Origin of the sequence: Ideonella sp. (assembly GCF_041914305.1) — a bacterium.
GTDB lineage: Bacteria > Pseudomonadota > Gammaproteobacteria > Burkholderiales > Burkholderiaceae_C > Ideonella.
On sequence record NZ_JAYSDQ010000007.1, the window covers coordinates 147,060 to 165,701 of the forward strand.

Consider the following 18,642-nt stretch of genomic DNA (forward strand, 5'->3'; position numbering starts at 1 on the left):
GGCTCCTTGGTTCAGAGGGTGGCGATCGACACCTCGGTCGACTTGACCAGGGCGACGACATCGCGGCCGACACGCAGGCCCAGCTCGTGCACCGAGCGGGTGGTGATGACCGAGGTCACGATCAGGCCGGCCGGGGTCTCGACGTCGACCTCGGAGACGACCGGGCCTTCGATGATTTCCTTGACCTTGCCGCGGAACTGGTTACGGGCGTTGACGGCGAGGATGCTCATGGTGTGTTCGCTTTCTGGGTTGCGGGACAACGTGGTGGCCAGCGCGGGCCACCGAGGGAAATTCAAAGCGCCAGCGTGAACGCCTGCGACTCGTCGCGCGGCATGGGCGGGGCTTCACGCGGCGGCACCCGCACATGCACCGGCACACGGTGGCCGAAGGCATCGGCGACCGAGGCGCAGCCGCTTTGCAGCAGCTCGAGCGCCAGCTGCAGTGGCTCGAAGCGGTAGCCGGCCACGCGCAGGTGGCGGGTCAGTTCGTCCAGCGTGCGCAGGTCGCGCTTTTGCAGCGCGGTGCGCAGGGCTTGGCCGGTGCAAGGCAGTGCCAGCGCCGGGGTGGCGGGCACCTGCACAGAGGTGAGGGTGGCGTGGCTCATGTGCCGATGGTGGGCGCCACCCCCCCAAAAGAGAAGGAAGGAAAACGGCGATCCATATCGGCCCATCGCATATGCGGCGGCCGCATATCGGCTACCCTGGCCGGCCCCGCTGCTTGCCACCGCCGCCACCGTGTTCGCCTATTTCGAGCGCCTCGTCGACCCTTACCCCGAGGCCGTGCCACCGCCCGCGCCGACGAACCTGTGGGCCTTTCTGTGGGCCAACACCACCGGGGTGCGCCGCTACGTGGTTGTGATGACGCTGCTGACCGCGCTGATCGGCGCGTTCGAGGCCATCTTGTTCGCGTTCCTCGGCTCGATCGTCGATGGCCTGTCGACGATCGAGCCGGCGAAGTGGTGGCCGCAAGAGCGCGAGCGGCTGTTGATGCTGGCCGCGGTGCTGCTGGCCAGCCCGCTGCTGGTGGCCTGGCAGGCGCTGGCCAAGTACCAGACGCTGAACGGCAACTTTCCGATGCGCCTGCGCTGGAACTTCCATCGCCAGATGCTCGGCCAGAGCATGTCGTTCTACCAGGACGAGTTCGCCGGCCGCGTGGCGACCAAGGTGATGCAGACGGCGCTGGCGGTGCGCGACGTGGTGATGACGGTGACCGACATCCTGGTCTTCATCATCATCTACTTCGTCACGATGATGGCGGTGGTCGGCGGCGTCAACGCCAAGCTGTTGCTGCCGTTCTTCGGCTGGCTGGCGCTCTATGTCGCGGCCTTGTTCTACTTCGTGCCGCGGCTGGGCAAGGTGGCGCGCGAGCAGGCCGATGCGCGGGCGCTGATGGTCGGCCGCATCTCCGACGCCTACACCAACATCGCCACCGTCAAGCTGTTCTCGCATGCCGGGCGCGAGTCGGGTTATGTGCGCAGCGCGATGCAGGACTTCATGGGCATCGCCTACCGCCAGATGCGGCTGGTGACCGGGCTGGAGATCGTGATCCACCTGCTCAGCATGGGCCTGGTGCTGGCCACCGCCGGCGCCACGCTGTGGCTGTGGACGCAGGGCGGCGCTGGCATCGGGGCGGTTGCCGCAGCCACCGCGATGGCGCTGCGGCTGAACGGCATCTCGCACTGGATCATGTGGGAGATGGCGACGCTGTTCGAGCAGGTCGGCACCGTGGCCGACGGCATCAACACGCTGACGAAGCACGCCGCGGTCGTCGACAAGCCCGGCGCCACCGAGCTGCAGGTGCCGCGCGGCGAGGTGCGCTTCGAGCAGGTGCGCTTTGGCTACGGCCAGGCCGGCCGCGCCGTGATCGACGACTTCACGCTGACCATCAAGCCGGGCGAGAAGATCGGCCTGGTCGGCCGCTCGGGCGCCGGCAAGTCGACGCTGGTCAACCTGCTGCTGCGCTTTTACGACCTCGAATCCGGCCGCATCCTGATCGACGGGCAAGACATCGCCGGCGTGACGCAGAACAGCCTGCGGGCCCATGTCGGCATGGTCACCCAAGACACCTCGCTGCTGCACCGCTCGGTGCGCGACAACCTGGTCTACGGCCGGCCCGGCGCCACCGAAGAGCAGATGCTCGACGCGGCACGGCGCGCCGAGGCCCATGCCTTCATCGAGACGCTGGTCGACCCGAAGAAACGCACCGGCTACGACGCGCATGTCGGCGAGCGCGGCGTCAAGCTGTCGGGGGGCCAGCGCCAGCGCATCGCGATCGCACGGGTGATGCTGAAGGACGCGCCGATCCTGCTGCTGGACGAAGCCACCAGCGCACTCGACAGCGAGGTCGAGGCGGCGATCCAGCAAAGCCTGTACCGGCTGATGGAGGGCAAGACGGTGGTCGCGATCGCGCACCGGCTGTCGACGATCGCCGCGATGGACCGCCTGGTCGTGATGGACGGTGGGCGCATCGTCGAGCAGGGCGACCACCGCAGCCTGCTGGCGCAAGGGGGGCTGTACGCGCGGCTGTGGGCGCACCAGAGCGGGGGCTTCCTCGGCGAGGAATAGTTCGCCCCCTGGTCCGGGCTGCGCTCAGCCCGCCGGCTTCAGTGGCCGACGACGACCCTGCGGCCGTTCACTGGTTGCACCGGGCGTGCGTTCATTGCGTAGAGCTTTTTGAACGAGGCGAACTGGGCGCTGGAGAACTCGACCGGCGTCTTCAGTACCTGCCAGCGGACTTCCTCGCTGCACGGCGGCGTCGTCAGCGAGCCGGCAAAGCTGTAGTGGCTTCGATCGGCGGGCAGCAGCTTGGCCGGGTCGATGCCGGCTTCGAGTTGGACGCTGGCACCTTCGTTGGGCGGCAGCAGGTCGAAGACCGGCTTCAGCGCGGCGTTTTCCTTGCCGAGCTCGAACAGCACCGCGATTACCGCGAGCTGCCCTTGGGCGCTCTTGTGCACCAGGTGTGCGACGAGCGGGTAGTCGCGGCCGTCGATCTTCTCTTCGCTGGGCGTGTGGAAATGGAACTGCAGCAGCTTGTACTCGGTGCCGCCCAGCGTGATGGCGCCGGGTGACGCCAGGTTCACCTGAATCGTGTGGCCGTTGTTCACCACTGTGCCGGGGCCGCTGATGTAGTGGATGGCGAGCGGTGGAGCGCTGGGCGCCTTCGAGACCTTGCGGTTGTCGATGTCGATCGGCGACTGGTGTGTGCCGAGCTTGCAGGTCTTGAACGCCGGGTCCAGCTCGGCCCAGTGGGCCGCACCGCCATGGCCCTCGTAGGTCCAGTGTGCTGCGTCGGCGGCGTATGCCGGGGCAAAGCCGGCGATCGCGAGCGTGGCGGCCGCCAACGTAGAGGCCTTCGATGTCGACGAGGTCATGGGCAAGGGGTGGGCGGGTTTCGGGGGCCGAACCCTAACACCGACCTGTACTGCCCCGGCCCCGAGGCCGCGTCCGGCCCAGGGTCTTGGCGCGTGGGGCTTCAGCGCGCCAGCAGCGCCGCCGCGATCAGGCCCATGCCGGCCACGCTGACGGCCCAGACGGCCGTGCGCAGGTAGGCGATGCCGGCCCAGTAGACCGGCACGTAGACCAGGCGCGACCAGGCGAACAGCTGGGCGCCGAGCACGACCCGGGGCGTGTCGACGTTGGCGGCGTGCGCCGTCAACACCAGCACCGCGAACAGCAGCAGGTTCTCCAGCGTGTTGCGCGCGGCGCGGTCCAGGCGCGCCGCGGCTGGCGACGGCTCGGGCAGGTCGGCCCGGTTGCCGAAGGCCAGCAGCAGGCCGCGTGGCGTCCAGGCGCGGGCCTTGGCCAGGCTGGCCAGGATCAGCAGGACCCAGGTGAACACGGTCATGCAAACGAGCAAAGTCAGCGGCTTGGTCATGCAACAGTCCGTCGAAGCGGCGGGGTGGGGAAGGGCGCAGTGTCGCAGCCGGCGCTCAGGCCACCGCGGTGGCCGGGGGCTGGCGGGCCAGGCCGCGCCACAGCTGCAAGAACAAGGTCTCGGGCCGGACGGGCTTGCTCAGGAAGTCGCTCATGCCGGCCGCCAGGCAGCGCTGGCGGTCCTCGGCGAAGGCGTTGGCCGTCATCGCGATGATCGGCGTGGTCTCGTGGCCCGGCAGCCGGCGGATGCGCTGCGTGGCCTCCAGGCCGTCCAGCCGCGGCATCTGCATGTCCATCAGGATCAGCGCATACGCGGTGGTGGTGGCCATCTGCACGGCCTGCGCGCCGTCGTTGGCGGTGTCGACCACCAGCCCGGTGTCGGCCAGCATCTCCAGCGTCACCATGCGGTTGACCGGCTCGTCTTCGGCCAGCAGGATGCGCGTGCCGGCGAACTCGGTGGCCAGCCGCTGTTCGGCGTCGCCGGGTGCGGGCGACGCGGTGTCGGCCGCTGGCACCACGGGGGCCTTGCGCAGCCTGGCGGTGAACCAGAAGGTGCTGCCGGCACCGGGCGTGCTGCGCAAGCCCGTGTCGCCGCCGGCCAGCCGGGCCAGGCGGCGGGTGATGGCCAGGCCCAGGCCGGTGCCGCCGTACTGGCGGGTGGTCGAGCTGTCGGCCTGCTCGAACGACTCGAACAACCGCGCAGCCACTTCGGGCGCGATGCCGATGCCGGTGTCTTCGACCTCGAACCGCACCGTCACGTGGCCGTCGTCTTCGCCGTCCAGCCGCACGCGCAGCGTCACCGTGCCCTGCTCGGTGAACTTGATCGCGTTGGCCGCGTAGTTCAGCAGCGCCTGGGTCAGGCGCGTCGCGTCGCCTTGCAGGCCGGGCGGCAACGGCGCGGCGTCGACGACCAGCTGCAGCCCCTTCTCGGCGGCGCGGTCGGCCAGCATCGCGGCCACGCGCGCCGGCAACTGCTCGACCTGCACCGGCGCCTGCTCCATCGTCAGCTTGCCGGCATCGATCTTCGACAAGTCGAGGATGTCGTCGATGATGCCCAGCAGGTGCCGGGCCGAGGCCAGGATGGTGTCGAGCTGGCCGGCCTGGCGCGGCGTCACGCCGGCGCGGCGCATCAGGTGCACGATGCCGAGGATCGCGTTCATCGGCGTGCGGATCTCGTGGCTCATGTTGGCCAGGAAGGCGCTCTTGCTGCGCGCCGCCGCCTCGGCTTCGTCGCGCGCACCTTCGAGCGCGCGGTTGGCCGCCGTCAGCTCGGCGGTGCGCTGCGCCACCAGCTCTTCCAGCTCGGCGTGCTGCATTTCGAGGGCGCGCCGGGCCTGCCGTTGCAGCGTGATGTCGATCGCCGACAGCAGCAGGTGCGGCTGGCCGCCCAGCTCGATGCGGTCGGCCGACAGCCCCAGGTCGACGGTACTGCCGGCCCGGGTGCGCCAGGTGATCTCGCGCAGGCGCACGGGCAGGCCATCGGCCACGGCGCGCCACAGGCTGTCGCGGGCCTCGGGGTCGACCCACAGCGCGGGCTCGGCGCCGGCGCGGCCGACCAGCTCGTCGCGCGCATAGCCCAGCAGCCGAATCCAGGCCTCGTTGACGTCGACGAAACAACCGTCCGACAGTCGCACCAGCGCAACGCCGACCGGGCTGTTGCGCAGCATCGTGGCAAAGCGGTGCTCGCTCTCGCCCAGGTGCTCGGTCGTGCGGGCCAGCGCAGCGGTGCGTTGGGCGACACGCCAGCGCAGCAGCAGGCTGCTCGACAGCAGCAGCAGCAGGGCCGCGCCCAGCCCCGACAGCAGCCAGCGGGCCCAGGCCGGGAACAGGGTCTGCGGCGGGGCCGACAGGGCGCGGCGCAGGGCGTCGAAATAGATCGAGTCGGACTGGCGCCGCCAGGTGCCCAGGTGCGTGTCGATGCGCGCCAGCAAGTCGGCATTGCGCCCCTTGGGGCTGGCGAAGTACAGGTTCGAGGCCTGGAACAGCAGCGGCGTTTCGCGCAGCCGGTAGTCGGTGGCCCGGCGCGCGGCCGAGAAGCTGTTGGTCACCATCGCATCGGCCCGGCCGGCGGCCACCGCCTCGTAGGCCTCGGCCAGCGACTTCACCAGCACCGGCTCGTAGCGCAGCCCGGCCTCGGCCATCATGCGGGCGACATAGGGCTCTTGCACGCCGCCGCGCAGCACGGCCAGCCGCTTGCCCGCCAGGTCGGCCAGCGATTGCACGCGCACGCTGTCGCTCGAGTAGATCTGCGACCAGCTGCTGGCCACCGACACGGCATGAAAGTCGAAGCGGCGGCTGCGCTCCTCGGTGTAGGCCACGTCGGGCATCAGGTCGAGTTCGCCGCGGCCCAGCATGTCGAGGCAGCTGGCCCATTCGCAGGCCACGTAGCGCAGCTGCCAGCCCTCGGCCCGGGCCATCGCGTCGAGCAGCTCGACGAACAGGCCCGCGGGCCGGCCGTCGGGCCCGGTGAAGACCTTCGGCGCGTTCTCGTACAGCCCGACGCTGACCACCCGCGGTGCCGCCGGCCCCGGTGGCCGGGCCCACTGCCAGACGACGCCGAGCAGCAACAACGCCAGCACCGCCAGGCCGGCGGCCACGGCGCGCGCGCGCCGGCTCATGGGCCGCGGCCCTCGTTCGGGTGAGCGCGTGCGAAGCCTGTTCTCGCCGGCATGGCCATCTCCCTTTCGATCGTCGGGGACTTGTACCGCCCCGTTTGGCGTCGATGCAGGAAGTATCGGCCGGCGCGCGGCCCGTGCAAAGGGGGCTTTCGCCGCCAATGGCGGCGCGGCCCCGGGTGCTCAGGCGGCGGTGCGGGCGTCTTCGCGGATCATGTCGACCGCCTTCTCGGCGATCATGATCGTCGGTGCGTTGGTGTTGCCGCTGACGATGCGCGGCATGATCGACGCATCGACCACGCGGAGCCCCGGCACACCATGCACGCGCAGCCGGCTGTCGACCACCGCGGCGGCGTCATGGCCCATGCGGCAGGTGCCTACCGGGTGGTAGATGGTGTCGGCCCGGCTGCGGATGAAGGCCTCGATCTCGCTGTCGCTGCGCGCATCGGCCGACGCCGCCAGCTCGCGCCCGCCGAGCGCGGCCATCGCGGGCTGCTGCAGGATGTGGCGCATCAGCTTGAAGCCGCGCACCAGGCGCGCGGTGTCGTCGTCGTCGCCGAGGAAGTTGGGGTCGATCTGCGGCGGCGCCAGCGGGTCGGCGCTGGCCAGCGTCAACTGGCCGCGGCTCTTGGGCTGCAGCAGGCAGACGTGGCACGAGTAGCCGTGGCCGAAGACGGTTTTGCGCCCATGGTCGACCAGCTTGCCGACGACGAAGTGCAGCTGCAGGTCGGGCAGGGCCTCTTCGGGCCGGCTGCGCAGGAAGGCGCCGGCCTCGGCGAAGTTGGTCGTCAACAGGCCGGTGCGCTGGTGGCGCCACTGGCCGATGCCTTTCCACACGGCGGCCAGGCCGCTGAGCGAGAGGCCGAAGAAATCCTTCTGCGCCGGTGCGTCGACCACCTGCACCACGTCGACATGGTCGTGCAGGTTGCGCCCGACACCTTCGAGCGCATGCCGCACGGCGATGCCGTGGCGCTGCAGCTCGGCCGCCGGGCCGATGCCCGACAGCATCAGCAGCTGCGGTGACTGCAGCGCGCCGGCCGCGAGCAGCACCTCGCGCCGGGCCTTCAGCGTCACGCGCTGGCCGCCGCGCAGCACCTCGACGCCGACCGCCCGGCCGCCTTCGAGCACGATGCGCAGCACCCGCGTGCCGGTGAGCACTTCGAGGTTGGGCCGGCCGAGCGCCGGTGTCAGGTAGGCCTTGGCGGCGCTGCAACGCTCGCCGTTCTTGTGCGTGACCTGGTAGGGGCCGACGCCTTCTTGCGACGCACCGTTGAAGTCGGGGTTGAGCGCGAAGCCTGCTTGCTGGCCGGCCTGGATGAAGGCCGGCGTGTGGCGGTTCGGGCTGCGCAGGTCCATCACGTTCAGCGGGCCACCGGCGCCGTGCCATTCGCCGGCGCCGCGCTCGTTGTGCTCGGAACGCAGGAAATACGGCAGCACGTCGCTGAAGCCCCAGCCCGGGTTGCCGGCGGCGGCCCAGTGGTCGTAGTCCTCGTGCTGGCCGCGGATGTAGACCATCGCATTGACCGAGCTCGACCCCCCCAGCACCTTGCCGCGCGGCTGGTAGCCGCGGCGGCCGTTCAGGCCGCGTTGCGGCACGGTCTCGAAGGCCCAGTTGGCCTGGCCGTTCTTGGCCAGCACCGCCAGCCCGGCCGGGCAGTGGATCAGCACGCTCTTGTCCGGCGCGCCGGCCTCCAGCAGGCCGACGCGGCAGTTCGCGTCTTCGCTCAGGCGCCCGGCCAGCACGCTGCCCGCCGAGCCTGCACCGATCACCAGATAGTCAAACTCCATGTGCTCGCATCCCCCCAGCGCCGGCGCGCGGGTTGCAGCACCGGTCGGCGACGATTGGATGCGTTGGCCCCACCCCCGTCCATAGGGGCGAGTCCCGGCGGAATTTAGAGAGGCGTCTCAAGCCGGGGCGAGGCAACGCTCGCTGGGCGGGTGGCTGGTCGTGCAGGTTCAGCTCTGAAGGCGCGCCGGCGCGCACCTCGACCGCCTGCGTGCGCTCGTGGTCGCCGTAGCGGGTGCCGACCGAACAGCGACCCGGGGCGAGCTTGACCTGGGTCAATGGGCCGGCATCGTCCAGCACCAGCACCAGCACCAGCACCAGCACCAGCACGGTGCGGCCCTGGCAGGGCTCAGCCCGCGTGCACCTGCACCTGCTGCGGCTCGTCGCGCACCAGGCGGCCGACCGCCTCGGCCATGCGGCGGGCGGTGGCGTCGGCCAGCGGCGGCAGCTCGCCGGCCAGGGCCTGGGCCAGCAGGCGGTTCAGCACGCCGGCATGCGGCAGCAAGGTGCCGAAGAAGTGCGGCGTGCCGGCGTGCGCCAGCAGCAGTGTCGGGAAGTTCTCGATGTCCTCGGCCGCGCCCTCGGCGTCGTCCAGCGCGTCGGCATGGTCTTCGATGTCGACCCAGGCGAACTGCAGGCCCGGGTGGGTGCGCGCCGCCTCGGCCATCACGGCGCGGTAGTCGTCGCAGGTGCGGCACCAGGCCGCGCACAGGCAGGCCACCAGCCAGGGGGACGGGGACGGTGCGGCATCGGGCATCGCCACAGTGTGCCATTGCACCGCCGCAGGCGCCGCCGGGCTCAAGCCGGCCGGTGGGCTGCCGAAAACCGGGTCGACACGGCCTTCTGGCCGCCGCCCCGGCGTGGCCGCCGGGCGGATGCCGCTGCCCCGAGCCTGCCCACCTGCTGCCCCTGACCCCATGACCTTTTCACGCTTGCGTTGTGCGCCCCGGCGGTTGACGGCGGCCCTTGTCGCCTCGGCCGGGCTGGCCACCGCCGCCGATGCGGCCACGCTGCAGGTGCTGGCGCAGGGCAAGGCGGGCCAGCCGCTGGCCGATGTCGTGCTGCTGCTGGAGCCGCAGGGCGCCAAGGCGGCGGTCAAGCCGCTGGCCCAGGTCGAGATCGCGCAGCAAGGCCGCCGCTTCGTGCCGGTGGTGACGGTGGTGCCGGTCGGCACCAAGGTGCAGTTCCCGAACCAGGACACCGTGCGCCACCATGTCTATTCGTTCTCGCCGGCCAAGAAGTTCGAGCTGAAGCTCTACGTCGGCAAGCCGGAGAACCCGGTCGAGTTCGACCGCGCCGGCCTGGTGGTACTGGGCTGCAACATCCACGACACGATGGTCGGCTGGGTCGTCGTCAGCGACACGCCCTGGTACGCCAAGACGCCGGCCGGTGGCCGCGCGACGCTGGCCGACGTGCCGCCCGGCAGCTATGTGCTGCGCAGCTGGCACCCCGACCTGCCCGCCGGCTCGACCGGCATCGAGCAGCCGGTGACGGTGGGCGCGGCCGGGCTGGACCTGGTGGCCAGCCTGCCGGTGGCCGGGCGCTGAGGCCCCCGATGACCGCGATGCGCCCGCGCCCGTGGTTGGCCAGCCTGGCCGGCCGTATCGTCACGATCTTTCTGGGCCTGCTGCTGGTGGTGCAGCTGGCCGGCTTCTTCACGATCCGCCACAGCATCGACGCCAACGCGCGGGCCCAGCTGGCCGACCAGCTGCAGGTCGGCGAGCGGCTGCTGGGCCGCCTGCTCGACCAGAACGCGCAGGCGCTGACCCAGGCCGCCACGCTGCTGGCCGCCGACTACGGCTTTCGCGAGGCGGTGCTGTCGGGCGACGACGAGACCATCCGCTCGGCGCTCGACAACCACGGCGCCCGCATCGGTGCCGGGGTCACGGTGCTGCTGGAACGTGACTTCACGCTGCGCGCGGCGGGCAGCCGCGGCGGCGAGGCGGTGCAGCCGCTGCGCCAACGCCTGGCCGCGTCGGCCGCCAGCGGCCGGCCACCGGCCGCCGGGCAGCTGGTGCTGGTGGGCGACCGGCCGTACCAGTTCGTCGTCGTGCCGATGAAGGCGCCGCTGGAGATCGGCTGGGTCGTGATGGGCTTTGCCGTCGACCACACGCTGGGGCAGGACCTGCGCGCGTTGTCCGGCCTGCACCTGGCGCTGCTGGCGCAACCGGCCGGCGCCGCGGCGCGGGTGGTGCAAAGCACCTTGGCGGCCGCGGTGAGCGCCCACCTGACGCAACTGCCGGCGCAGGGCCTGGCCGAATTCGACGCTGGCGGGGAAACCCTCGAAGGCCGCAGCAGCCTGCTGGCGCGCACGCCGGCCGGTGAGCTGCGCGCCGTGCTGGCCCGCTCGGTCGACGAGGCGGTGGCACCGTACCGCCAGCTGCAGGCGCTGCTGCTGGGCATCACGCTGGCGGCCGCGGCGATCTTCGCGATCGGCAGCGTGTGGACGGCGCGCCGCGTGACGCAGCCGCTGCGTGCGCTGGTCGACGCCAGCCGGCGCCTGGGCCAGGGCGATTTCGACACCCCGGTGCCGCACCCCGAGCGCCACGACGAGCTGGGCGAGCTGGCCACCGCGTTCGACGGCATGCGCGAGGTCACGCGGCGGCGCCTGTACCTGGACGACCTGACCGGCCTGCCCAACCGCGGCCAGTTCAGCCGCCGCCTGAGCCAGGCGCTCGAGGCCGGCCCGGTGGCGGTGCTGATGCTGGACCTGGACCGCATCAAGCAGGTCAACGACAAGCTGGGCTACCAGATGGGCAACCGGCTGCTGGTGCGGGTGGGCGAACGCCTGGCCGCGCTGGCCGCCCTCACCGGCGGTGATGGTTGCGTCGTCGCGCGCTTGTCGGGCGACGAGTTCGCCTGGATGCTGCCGGGCGCCGGCCGGCCCGAGGCCGAGGCCGCCGCCGAGGCGGTGCTGGCGGCGCTGGAGCAACCGGTGCGGCTGGACGACAGCGTGGTCGACGTGGCCGCCGGCATCGGCATCGCCTGCGCGCCCGAGCATGCGCGCAACGCCGAGTCGCTGCTGAGCCGGGCCGAGGTCGCGATGTACGAAGCCAAGCACCGCCGCGCCGGCCGCCTGACCTACGACGCGGCGTTCGACCACGGCAGCGCGACCACGCTGACGCTGCTGGGCGAGATGCGCCGCGCGCTGCAGCACAACGAGCTGCGCCTGTTCATCCAGCCCAAGCTGCATTTGCTGGATGGCACGCTGGTCGGCGCCGAAGCGCTGGTGCGCTGGCAACACCCCGAGCGTGGGCTGGTGCCGCCGCTGGAGTTCATCCCGTTTGCCGAAGAGACCGGCTTCATCCACGAGCTGAGCCTGTGGGTGGTCGACGAGGCGGCGCGGCTGCTGGCGCGCTGGCAGGCGCCGGGGCTGCTGCCGCGGCTGTCGGTCAACCTGTCGGTGCACGACCTGATGAAGGCCGACCTGGTCGAGCGGCTGAGCGCGCGCCTGCAGCGCCACGGCGTGCCGCCGCAGGCGCTGTGCCTGGAGATCACCGAGAGCGCGATCATGAACGACCCGGCGCGCGCGCTGCAGACCTTGCAAGCGCTGAAGGCGCTGGGCTGCAAGCTCTCGATCGACGACTTCGGCACCGGCTACAGCTCGTACGCGACGCTGCGCAACCTGCCGGTCGACGAGCTGAAGATCGACATGTCGTTCGTCAAGGCGATGGAGAAGGTGCCGAAGGACGCGATGATCGTGCGCTCGATCATCGAGGTGGCGCACAACCTGGACCTGAGCGTGGTGGCCGAGGGCGTCGAGAACGAGGCGATCTGGCAGCAGCTGGCGATGCTCGGCTGCGACGAGGCGCAGGGCTGGCACATCGGCCGGCCGATGCCGGTCGAGGCTTTCGAGGCCTGGGCCGCCGCCCATCGCGCGCGGCTCGAGGCGGCCAGCCGCGTCACGGCCTGAAGAAGCCGCGTCAGCGCAGCTTGGCCATCAAGGCCTGCACCTCGTCCATCACCTCGACCAGCCGCAGCCCGCGGTCGCTGCTGGCCAGGCGGGCGCCGAGCTCTTGCTGCATGTAGCACACGGTCAGGCGCACGTAGGTGCTGTCCAGTGCCTTGCGCACGGCGGCCAGCTGGCCGGCGATGTCGAGGCAGGGCTGGTCTTCTTCGATCATGCGCTGCACGCCGCGCAGCTGCCCCTCGGCGCGCTTCAGGCGGTTCAGCAGATCGGTGCGGGTCTTGGCATCGGTGAAGGTGACCATGGTCTGTGTCCTGTCTCAGAGCGCCCCATTTCGGCCCGCCCGAAGGGTTCGGCCAGACGGCGCGCCAGCGCGCCCGTGCGCCAAGGCAGATACCACGCGGTATCTGCCTCGTCGCCCGGCCGCACGATCATCACCGTCTGGACGAATCTCAATGGCACGTCGCTCTGAGACAGGACACTGGATTGTGGCAAGAACGAAAAAGGCGCCGGCCGATCGCTCGGCAGGCGCCCTCGGATGTCAGCCTCGCGGCCGCGGCCTCAGAACTTGTACGACGCTCCGAACGTGAACGCACGCCCGGTCGGGTCGGCGTAGCGGCCGTCGTAGCCGACCTGGTTGCCGCCCACGAGCTTGAGCGAGCGCGGGGGCGCTTCGTCGAACAGGTTGGTGATCCCGACCGTGAAGCGCAGGGCCGGGCTGTATTGCCAGCGCGTCTGCCAGTCGACCAGCGTGTAGGACCTGACCTTGCCGTTGTAGGCCACGCCGTCGCCGGTGGCTTCGTCATACACGTTGCCCGATTCCGCGGTGAACGCCTGGTCCTTGTAGCCGGACTTGTTCTTCGCGATCAGCGTGTGCGTGAAGTCGCCGTACTGCAGGCCCAGCGTCAAGCGCACGATGTTGCGGAAGACGACGTTGTTGTCGCCGCCGAACTTGCCCAGGTCCGACTGCTTGCCGCCCGGCAGCTCGTAGTCGGCCTTGAGCATGTGCGTGCCGCCGAGGCTGGCCGACACCTTGCCGATCGACGTGGTGGTGCGGTAATCGAACTCCCAGTCGAGACCTTGGAAGTTGGCCTTGCCGGCGTTGAACGGCTTCTGGATCAGGGCCACAGTTTGATATCCGGCGGGATCTTGGTAGGGATGAACGAAGAGATCTCCCAGCGAGCCCGCATTGGCGAAGGCGTAGCCCTCGGGCATGCCGTTCAGGATCTGGTCCTTCAGCTTCACCGACCAATAGTCCATGCCCAGCGAGATACCTGTGTCCGCCGGCTCCCAGCGTCCACCGAGGGTCCACTGGCGAGACGACTCGGCCTTCAGGCCCTTGCTGCCACTGGCCGGATTGCCCGCCGAGATCAGATCCCATTGCTGGGGGCCGGTGCCGTTCGCAATGCAGACCGCTTCCGTCGGGAACGGGCAGACGTAGGAGCCCGAGGTGTTCGTGGCGAACGCGAGTGGTGCCGCGATCTGGTTGACCGACGGTGCCTTGAAGCCGGTGCCCAGCGAGCCGCGCACCAGCACGCCATCCATCGGCTGGCTGCGGAAGCTCAGCTTGTAGGTGGCGTGGCTGAAGGTGTTGCCTTCGTCCTCGGCCGGCAGCGGCTGGAGGTTGTTGGCCTCCTGGGTGAAGGGCATCTGGTTGTGCACCTTGTCGTAGCGGTCGTAGCGAACCGAGGCGGTGATTTCGGTCTTCTTTGCCACCGGCATCAGCAACTCGGCGAACAGGCCGTAGTTGTTCCGGCTCGCTTCCATCGGCACATAGCCGTAGAAGCCGCCGACCGCGTAGTTGGTCTTGCCGGCCTGGCCCGGGGTGCCGTTGCCGAACTGCGCCAGGTCGCTGGTCTCTTGCTTGAGCGTCTGCTTGGCGTAGTCAAAGCCCACGCCGAGCACCGAGTTGCCGCCCGGCATCGCGAACATGTCCTTCGAGGCGTGCAGGTTGAACACGTTCTGCGAGCTGGTCGACTTCAGGAACGTGCCGCTCAACAAGGCGGAATCGAGGCTCTGGCCGTCAATCGGGACGAGAGGATCGTAGGCGCCGGTGGCGATCAGGTCCACGAACTTGTTGAAGTCCATGTAACCGCCGGCGAGCTTGTCCTGGTCCCGGTTCGACGAGAACACCACGCTGGTGCCGTAGTCCCAGCCCATCAGGGTGCCTTCGAGGCCCAGCACGTAGTGCTGCGCTTCGGTCACGAACTCGTCAGTGCGGGGGCCGGCCTCCATCGCGCGGTAGCGCATCTGGCCGCCGGTGCTGGTGTCGCCAGTGGCGTCCTGGTACGGGACGACGTACTTGTTCCAGAGGATGTCGAGCGGCCGGCCGGGCAGGTCGTTCGTCCCCAGGCCCATCGGCTGGGCCGGCGGCGCGAACGCCGAGGTCATGCTGAACTTCGAGTACAGCGCCTCGGCGAACAGCGTGTGGTCGCCGCCGAGCTTGAAACGGCCGCTCAGGTAGAAGCTGTCGCGCTCGGATTCGGGGATGTCCTGCACCATCGCGGCGTAGTTCGTCCGGCACTTGTTTCCGGCCGCGAACACGTTGGGATCCGACCCGCAGTTGTTGTTCAGGTCGAAGTACGGACTGAATGAGCTGGTGTCGAGGTAGATGGAGCCTGGCAAGGAATTGCTGGACGTCTGGTCGAAGACGACCCGTTTCCCGTCGAGGTTGAAGGTGATGAGGCCGCCCTTCTTGGAGACATCGCGGTCCTTCGCCCACAGCACTTCCTGCACGTCGTGGCTGTAGGAAGCCAGGATGTTGAAGCCATCGGTGTCCAGACTTCCGAAGCCCTTGCTGATGCCGGCGCTCCACTTGTTGCCGCCCTTCTCCTGGGGCGCGCTGCCGTTGAAGAACACGCCGAACTCGGTCAGGTCCTTCTTGGTGATGAAGTTCACCACCCCGGCGATCGCGTCCGAACCATAGAGCGCCGAGGCACCGTCCGTCAGCACTTCGACGCGTTCAACGGCATCGAGCGGAAGACTCTCAAGGTTCACCGCGCCGTCGCCGCCCGAGGCGCCGAAGCCGCCGAAGGGTGCGACACGCCGGCCATTGAGCAGCACCAGCGTGTACTTCTGGTCGAGCGCGTGGATCGCGGCCGTGGTGGTGCCAAAGCCGTTGCCGTTGACCGAGCCCGACGACTGCTGGAAATTGCCGCCGGTCATCGCCGGCAAGGCCTGGATCAGTTCTGTGACCGAGGTCGAACCGCTCTTCTCGATGGCGTCGCGTGAAATCACCGTGACGGGCAGCGCACCCTCGGCCTCGATGCGGCGGATCGATGACCCGGTGATCTCGACACGCTGGGTCGGCTGGGCCTGGTCTGCATCGGCCGCCACGGCGGCCGGCAGCGCGAGAGCGGCACCCCCGGCGACTGCGCCCTGGAGCGCCAGCGCGATGGCGCGGGAAAGTACGGTTTTCCGGTGGTGTTTCAAGTCATCCTCCTAGAGCACTTCAATCCGCGGCACCGCGAAGCCTCGTGGGCTTGGCACCGCCCCTAACGTCGCGCAGCGACGGCGGCAGCGCTATGCAAAAAGCCTGCCACCGGCGCCGCACACCGAGTGGCGGTGATTGTTTGGTGGTGTCAAGTGTGTGGTTGCTGGGACCAACCCGCGAGTTGGCGCTTTCGCCACAGGGGATGCGACGAACTGCTTTCTGTGGCGACGAACGGCGCCGATCCGGCGGCTTGTCTAGGCAGGGCCGGGTGAGGGGCGGCCGGCCCGGTCAGGGCGAGCCGCTACCATCCGGCCCGATGCTTTCGATTTCTCCCGCCGTCGACCCGGCCGCGCTGCTGCACGAGGTTTTCGGTTATGCCCAGTTCCGAGGCCACCAGGCCGACATCGTCGACCATGTGATTGCCGGCGGCGACGCGCTGGTGCTGATGCCCACCGGCGGCGGCAAGAGCCTGTGTTACCAGGTGCCGGCGATCGCCCGCCACCGCGCCGGGAAGGGCGTCACGGTGGTGGTCAGCCCGCTGATCGCGCTGATGCATGACCAGGTGGGGGCGCTCGAAGAGGCCGGCGTGCATGCCGCCTTCCTGAACTCGACGCTCGATTCGGCCGGCGCGCAGGCCGTGGAGCGCGAGCTGTTGTCGGGCCGGCTGGTGATGTTGTACGCGGCGCCCGAGCGCATCACCAACCCGCGTTTCCTGGCGATGCTCGATTCGCTGCACGAGCGTGGGCGCCTGAGCCTGATCGCGATCGACGAGGCGCACTGCGTCAGCCAGTGGGGCCACGACTTCCGCGAAGAGTATCTGCAGCTGGGCCAGCTGGCCGATCGTTATCCGACCGTGCCGCGCATCGCGCTGACGGCCACGGCCGACGAGCACACGCGCGCCGACATCCTCGACCGGCTGCAGCTGACCGAGGCGCGCGCCTTTGTCTCGAGCTTCGACCGGCCGAACATCCGCTACACCATCGTCGAGAAGGACAACGCGCGCACCCAGCTGCTGCGCTTCCTGCGCGACGAGCACGAGGGCGACGCCGGCATCGTCTATTGCCAGAGCCGGCGCAAGGTGGAAGAGACGGCTGAGTGGTTGAGCGGCGAAGGCCTGGCCGCCTTGCCCTACCACGCCGGCCTGGACGCCGACGTGCGCCGCCGCCACCAGGACCGTTTCCTGCGCGAAGACGGGCTGGTGATGGTGGCCACGGTGGCCTTCGGCATGGGCATCGACAAGCCCGACGTGCGTTTCGTGGCCCACCTGGACCTGCCGAAGAACATCGAAGGCTATTACCAGGAGACCGGCCGCGCCGGCCGCGACGGTGAGCCGGCCGACGCCTGGATGACCTACGGCCTGGCCGACGTGGTGAACCAGCGCCGCATGATCGACGAGAGCACCGCCGGCGAAGACTTCAAGCGCCTGCAGGTCGGCAAGCTCGACGCGTTGCTGGCGCTGGCCGAAAGCCTGGACTGCCGGCGCCAGCGCCTGTTGGCCTACTTTGGCGAGGGCAAGCCGGCCGGGTACCGCTGCGGCAACTGCGACAACTGCCTGAGCCCGCCGCAGCGCTGGGACGCGACCGAAGCGGCGCGCAAGGCGCTGTCGTGCATCTACCGCTTCCGCCAGCACTCGGGCATCGGCTATGGCGCCGGCCACCTGATCGACGTGCTGCGCGGCAAGTCGACCGACAAGACCCGCGAGCGTGGCCACGAGCAGCTGTCGACCTTCGGCATCGGCGCTGACCTGAGCGAGGCGCAGTGGCGCGGCGTGATCCGCCAGCTGATCGCACTCGGCCACCTGGCCAGCGAGGGCGAATACAACACGCTGGCCCTCACCGACAGCGCCCGCGCGGTGCTGCGCGGCGAGGTCAAGATCGAACTCCGCGAGGCCCGTGAGCCGACGCCGCGCTCGCGCAGCTCACGCAGCAAGGCCGGCGCATCGCCCAAGGTGCCGCGCGCCGCCGCCACGCTGGACGCCCAGGGCCAGGCCCGCTTCGCCGCGCTGAAGACCTGGCGCAGCGAGGTCGCCAAAGAGCACAACCTGCCGGCGTACATCGTGTTCAACGACGCGACGCTGGCGCAGATGGCCGCCAACGCGCCCGACTCGTTGTCGGCGCTGGCCGGCATCAGCGGCGTCGGGGCGAAGAAGCTGGAGGCCTATGGCCGCCAGATCCTGCGGGTTTTGGAACAACTGAACGAAGGGTGAGGCCGACGATGGCGTTACGTTCTCTTGCCAAGCGGGGGTCGCGGGCCGCCGGATTGCTGGTGCTCGGCCTTTGGGCTGCTCATGCCCTGGCCGATGGCGGCGCGCCGGCTTCTGAGCCGACCGGGCGCCTGATGGCCGATTGGCCGCAACGCCTGACGGCCGCCGGCTGCCCGCCGCTGCCCGGCAAGCCCGATGAGCGGCGCTGCACCACGCGCGACAGTTTCGCGGTCTGCAAGGAGGCGGTCGAATCCGGCCACCTGAAGCGCTGCCACCTGGTCAATTCAAAGGAAACCTACCCGGCGTCGCACTGACGCTGGCAGCGCGTTACCTGACGAGCTGCTGGCGTTTGCCGAGAGTGACCCGGCGGTGAAGGCCGGGTTGCTGCGGGGCGGCCGTGCGGCCGTGGGTGCCCGCAATGCGCGTAGACGACGGCCAGGTCTGACCGCCGCCGTTCGCCACGCCTGACCGAGCGCCACCCTCCCGGGCGGCGCGGGGCCGATGGCGCGCGTTCAGCGCTTCTGGTCCGACTTCTGCTGGCGGGCCAGGCTTTGCCGGTCGCTGCCGAAAGCGGCCGTCCAGAACGGCTCGAACTTCTGGCCTTTTTCCGGCGGCGGCAGCACGTGCTTGGCGTCGCGCAAATGAGGTTGACGGTTGGTGAGGGCTGACTTCTGCATGATCGTGGACATCGTTGGGACCTGTTTCCCCCTTGTTCTGGGGATAAGGTACAGGGTCAACGCGGGGGTCTCGGTCATGGATGACAAGCAAAAGGCACGAACGCAAAAATTTGTGAACCTTCAGCCTCGCCCCGGATCGTGCCCGCGCT

General features: G+C 69.8%; 16 protein-coding genes. 5 read left to right on the forward strand and 11 right to left on the reverse strand.

The genetic code is table 11. The features are described 5' to 3' along the window. Positions 1–11 precede the first annotated feature (11 nt). Both ACE3SG_RS11540 and ACE3SG_RS11545 read right to left on the reverse strand, forming a co-directional pair. Positions 12–230, reverse strand: coding sequence for a molybdopterin-binding protein (locus ACE3SG_RS11540; protein ID WP_329716021.1), 219 nt, complete (start codon positions 228–230; stop codon positions 12–14). A gap of 62 nt (positions 231–292) precedes the next feature. After that, positions 293–604 carry a hypothetical protein gene (locus ACE3SG_RS11545; RefSeq protein WP_374565088.1) on the reverse strand — a complete coding sequence of 104 codons (312 nt, stop codon included), beginning with the start codon at positions 602–604 and terminating at the stop codon, positions 293–295. 130 nt (positions 605–734) lie between these two features. On the opposite strand from ACE3SG_RS11545, the gene ACE3SG_RS11550 reads away from it, so the two are divergent. Further along, on the forward strand, positions 735–2,564 hold the full coding sequence (locus ACE3SG_RS11550) for an ABC transporter ATP-binding protein (RefSeq protein ID WP_374565089.1): 1,830 nt from the start codon (positions 735–737) through the stop codon (positions 2,562–2,564). Between the two features lie 38 nt (positions 2,565–2,602). Here the strand turns inward: ACE3SG_RS11550 and ACE3SG_RS11555 are convergent, their stop codons facing one another. The 6 genes from ACE3SG_RS11555 to ACE3SG_RS11580 all read right to left on the reverse strand — a co-directional run bounded on the left by ACE3SG_RS11555 (position 2,603) and on the right by ACE3SG_RS11580 (position 9,030). Then, entirely contained in the window at positions 2,603–3,370 is a 768-nt protein-coding gene (locus ACE3SG_RS11555) for a carbonic anhydrase (RefSeq protein ID WP_374565090.1), read from the reverse strand. A gap of 101 nt (positions 3,371–3,471) precedes the next feature. Next, positions 3,472–3,873 (reverse strand): MAPEG family protein, encoded by a 402-nt coding sequence (locus ACE3SG_RS11560; protein ID WP_374565091.1) that lies wholly within the window; start codon positions 3,871–3,873, stop codon positions 3,472–3,474. A gap of 55 nt (positions 3,874–3,928) precedes the next feature. Continuing rightward, positions 3,929–6,490: a response regulator gene (locus ACE3SG_RS11565; RefSeq protein WP_374565092.1), complete on the reverse strand. Its 2,562-nt coding sequence runs from the start codon at positions 6,488–6,490 to the stop codon at positions 3,929–3,931. Between the two features lie 180 nt (positions 6,491–6,670). Beyond that, positions 6,671–8,275: a GMC family oxidoreductase gene (locus tag ACE3SG_RS11570; RefSeq protein ID WP_374565093.1), complete on the reverse strand. Its 1,605-nt coding sequence runs from the start codon at positions 8,273–8,275 to the stop codon at positions 6,671–6,673. Beyond that, positions 8,265–8,603: a hypothetical protein gene (locus ACE3SG_RS11575; RefSeq protein ID WP_374565094.1), complete on the reverse strand. Its 339-nt coding sequence runs from the start codon at positions 8,601–8,603 to the stop codon at positions 8,265–8,267. The genes ACE3SG_RS11570 and ACE3SG_RS11575 overlap by 11 nt, the downstream gene beginning before the upstream one ends. A gap of 19 nt (positions 8,604–8,622) precedes the next feature. Continuing rightward, on the reverse strand, positions 8,623–9,030 hold the full coding sequence (locus ACE3SG_RS11580; protein ID WP_374565095.1) for a thioredoxin family protein: 408 nt from the start codon (positions 9,028–9,030) through the stop codon (positions 8,623–8,625). 160 nt (positions 9,031–9,190) lie between these two features. Between ACE3SG_RS11580 and ACE3SG_RS11585 the strand changes: the two genes are divergently transcribed. Together ACE3SG_RS11585 and ACE3SG_RS11590 are read left to right on the forward strand one after the other, a co-directional pair. Next, the gene (locus ACE3SG_RS11585; RefSeq protein WP_374565096.1) at positions 9,191–9,820 is read left to right on the forward strand and encodes a methylamine utilization protein; all 630 of its coding nucleotides are present in this window, start codon (positions 9,191–9,193) and stop codon (positions 9,818–9,820) included. 8 nt (positions 9,821–9,828) lie between these two features. Further along, the gene (locus ACE3SG_RS11590) at positions 9,829–12,186 is read left to right on the forward strand and encodes a putative bifunctional diguanylate cyclase/phosphodiesterase (RefSeq protein WP_374565099.1); all 2,358 of its coding nucleotides are present in this window, start codon (positions 9,829–9,831) and stop codon (positions 12,184–12,186) included. Positions 12,187–12,196: 10 nt separating this feature from the next. Here the strand turns inward: ACE3SG_RS11590 and ACE3SG_RS11595 are convergent, their stop codons facing one another. Together ACE3SG_RS11595 and ACE3SG_RS11600 are read right to left on the reverse strand one after the other, a co-directional pair. Then, complete coding sequence (locus ACE3SG_RS11595) at positions 12,197–12,484, reverse strand: metal-sensitive transcriptional regulator (RefSeq protein WP_374565100.1); 288 nt, start codon at positions 12,482–12,484, stop codon at positions 12,197–12,199. A 257-nt stretch (positions 12,485–12,741) separates the two neighbouring features. Beyond that, complete coding sequence (locus tag ACE3SG_RS11600) at positions 12,742–15,612, reverse strand: TonB-dependent receptor (protein WP_374565102.1); 2,871 nt, start codon at positions 15,610–15,612, stop codon at positions 12,742–12,744. Between the two features lie 317 nt (positions 15,613–15,929). On the opposite strand from ACE3SG_RS11600, the gene recQ reads away from it, so the two are divergent. Continuing rightward, positions 15,930–17,819: a DNA helicase RecQ gene (gene recQ, locus ACE3SG_RS11605; protein WP_374565103.1), complete on the forward strand. Its 1,890-nt coding sequence runs from the start codon at positions 15,930–15,932 to the stop codon at positions 17,817–17,819. Positions 17,820–17,950: 131 nt separating this feature from the next. Further along, positions 17,951–18,130, forward strand: a complete 180-nt coding sequence (locus ACE3SG_RS11610) for a hypothetical protein (RefSeq protein WP_374565104.1) — start codon at positions 17,951–17,953, stop codon at positions 18,128–18,130. A gap of 198 nt (positions 18,131–18,328) precedes the next feature. Here the strand turns inward: ACE3SG_RS11610 and ACE3SG_RS11615 are convergent, their stop codons facing one another. Then, positions 18,329–18,571, reverse strand: coding sequence for a hypothetical protein (locus tag ACE3SG_RS11615; protein ID WP_374565106.1), 243 nt, complete (start codon positions 18,569–18,571; stop codon positions 18,329–18,331). Positions 18,572–18,642 lie beyond the last annotated feature (71 nt).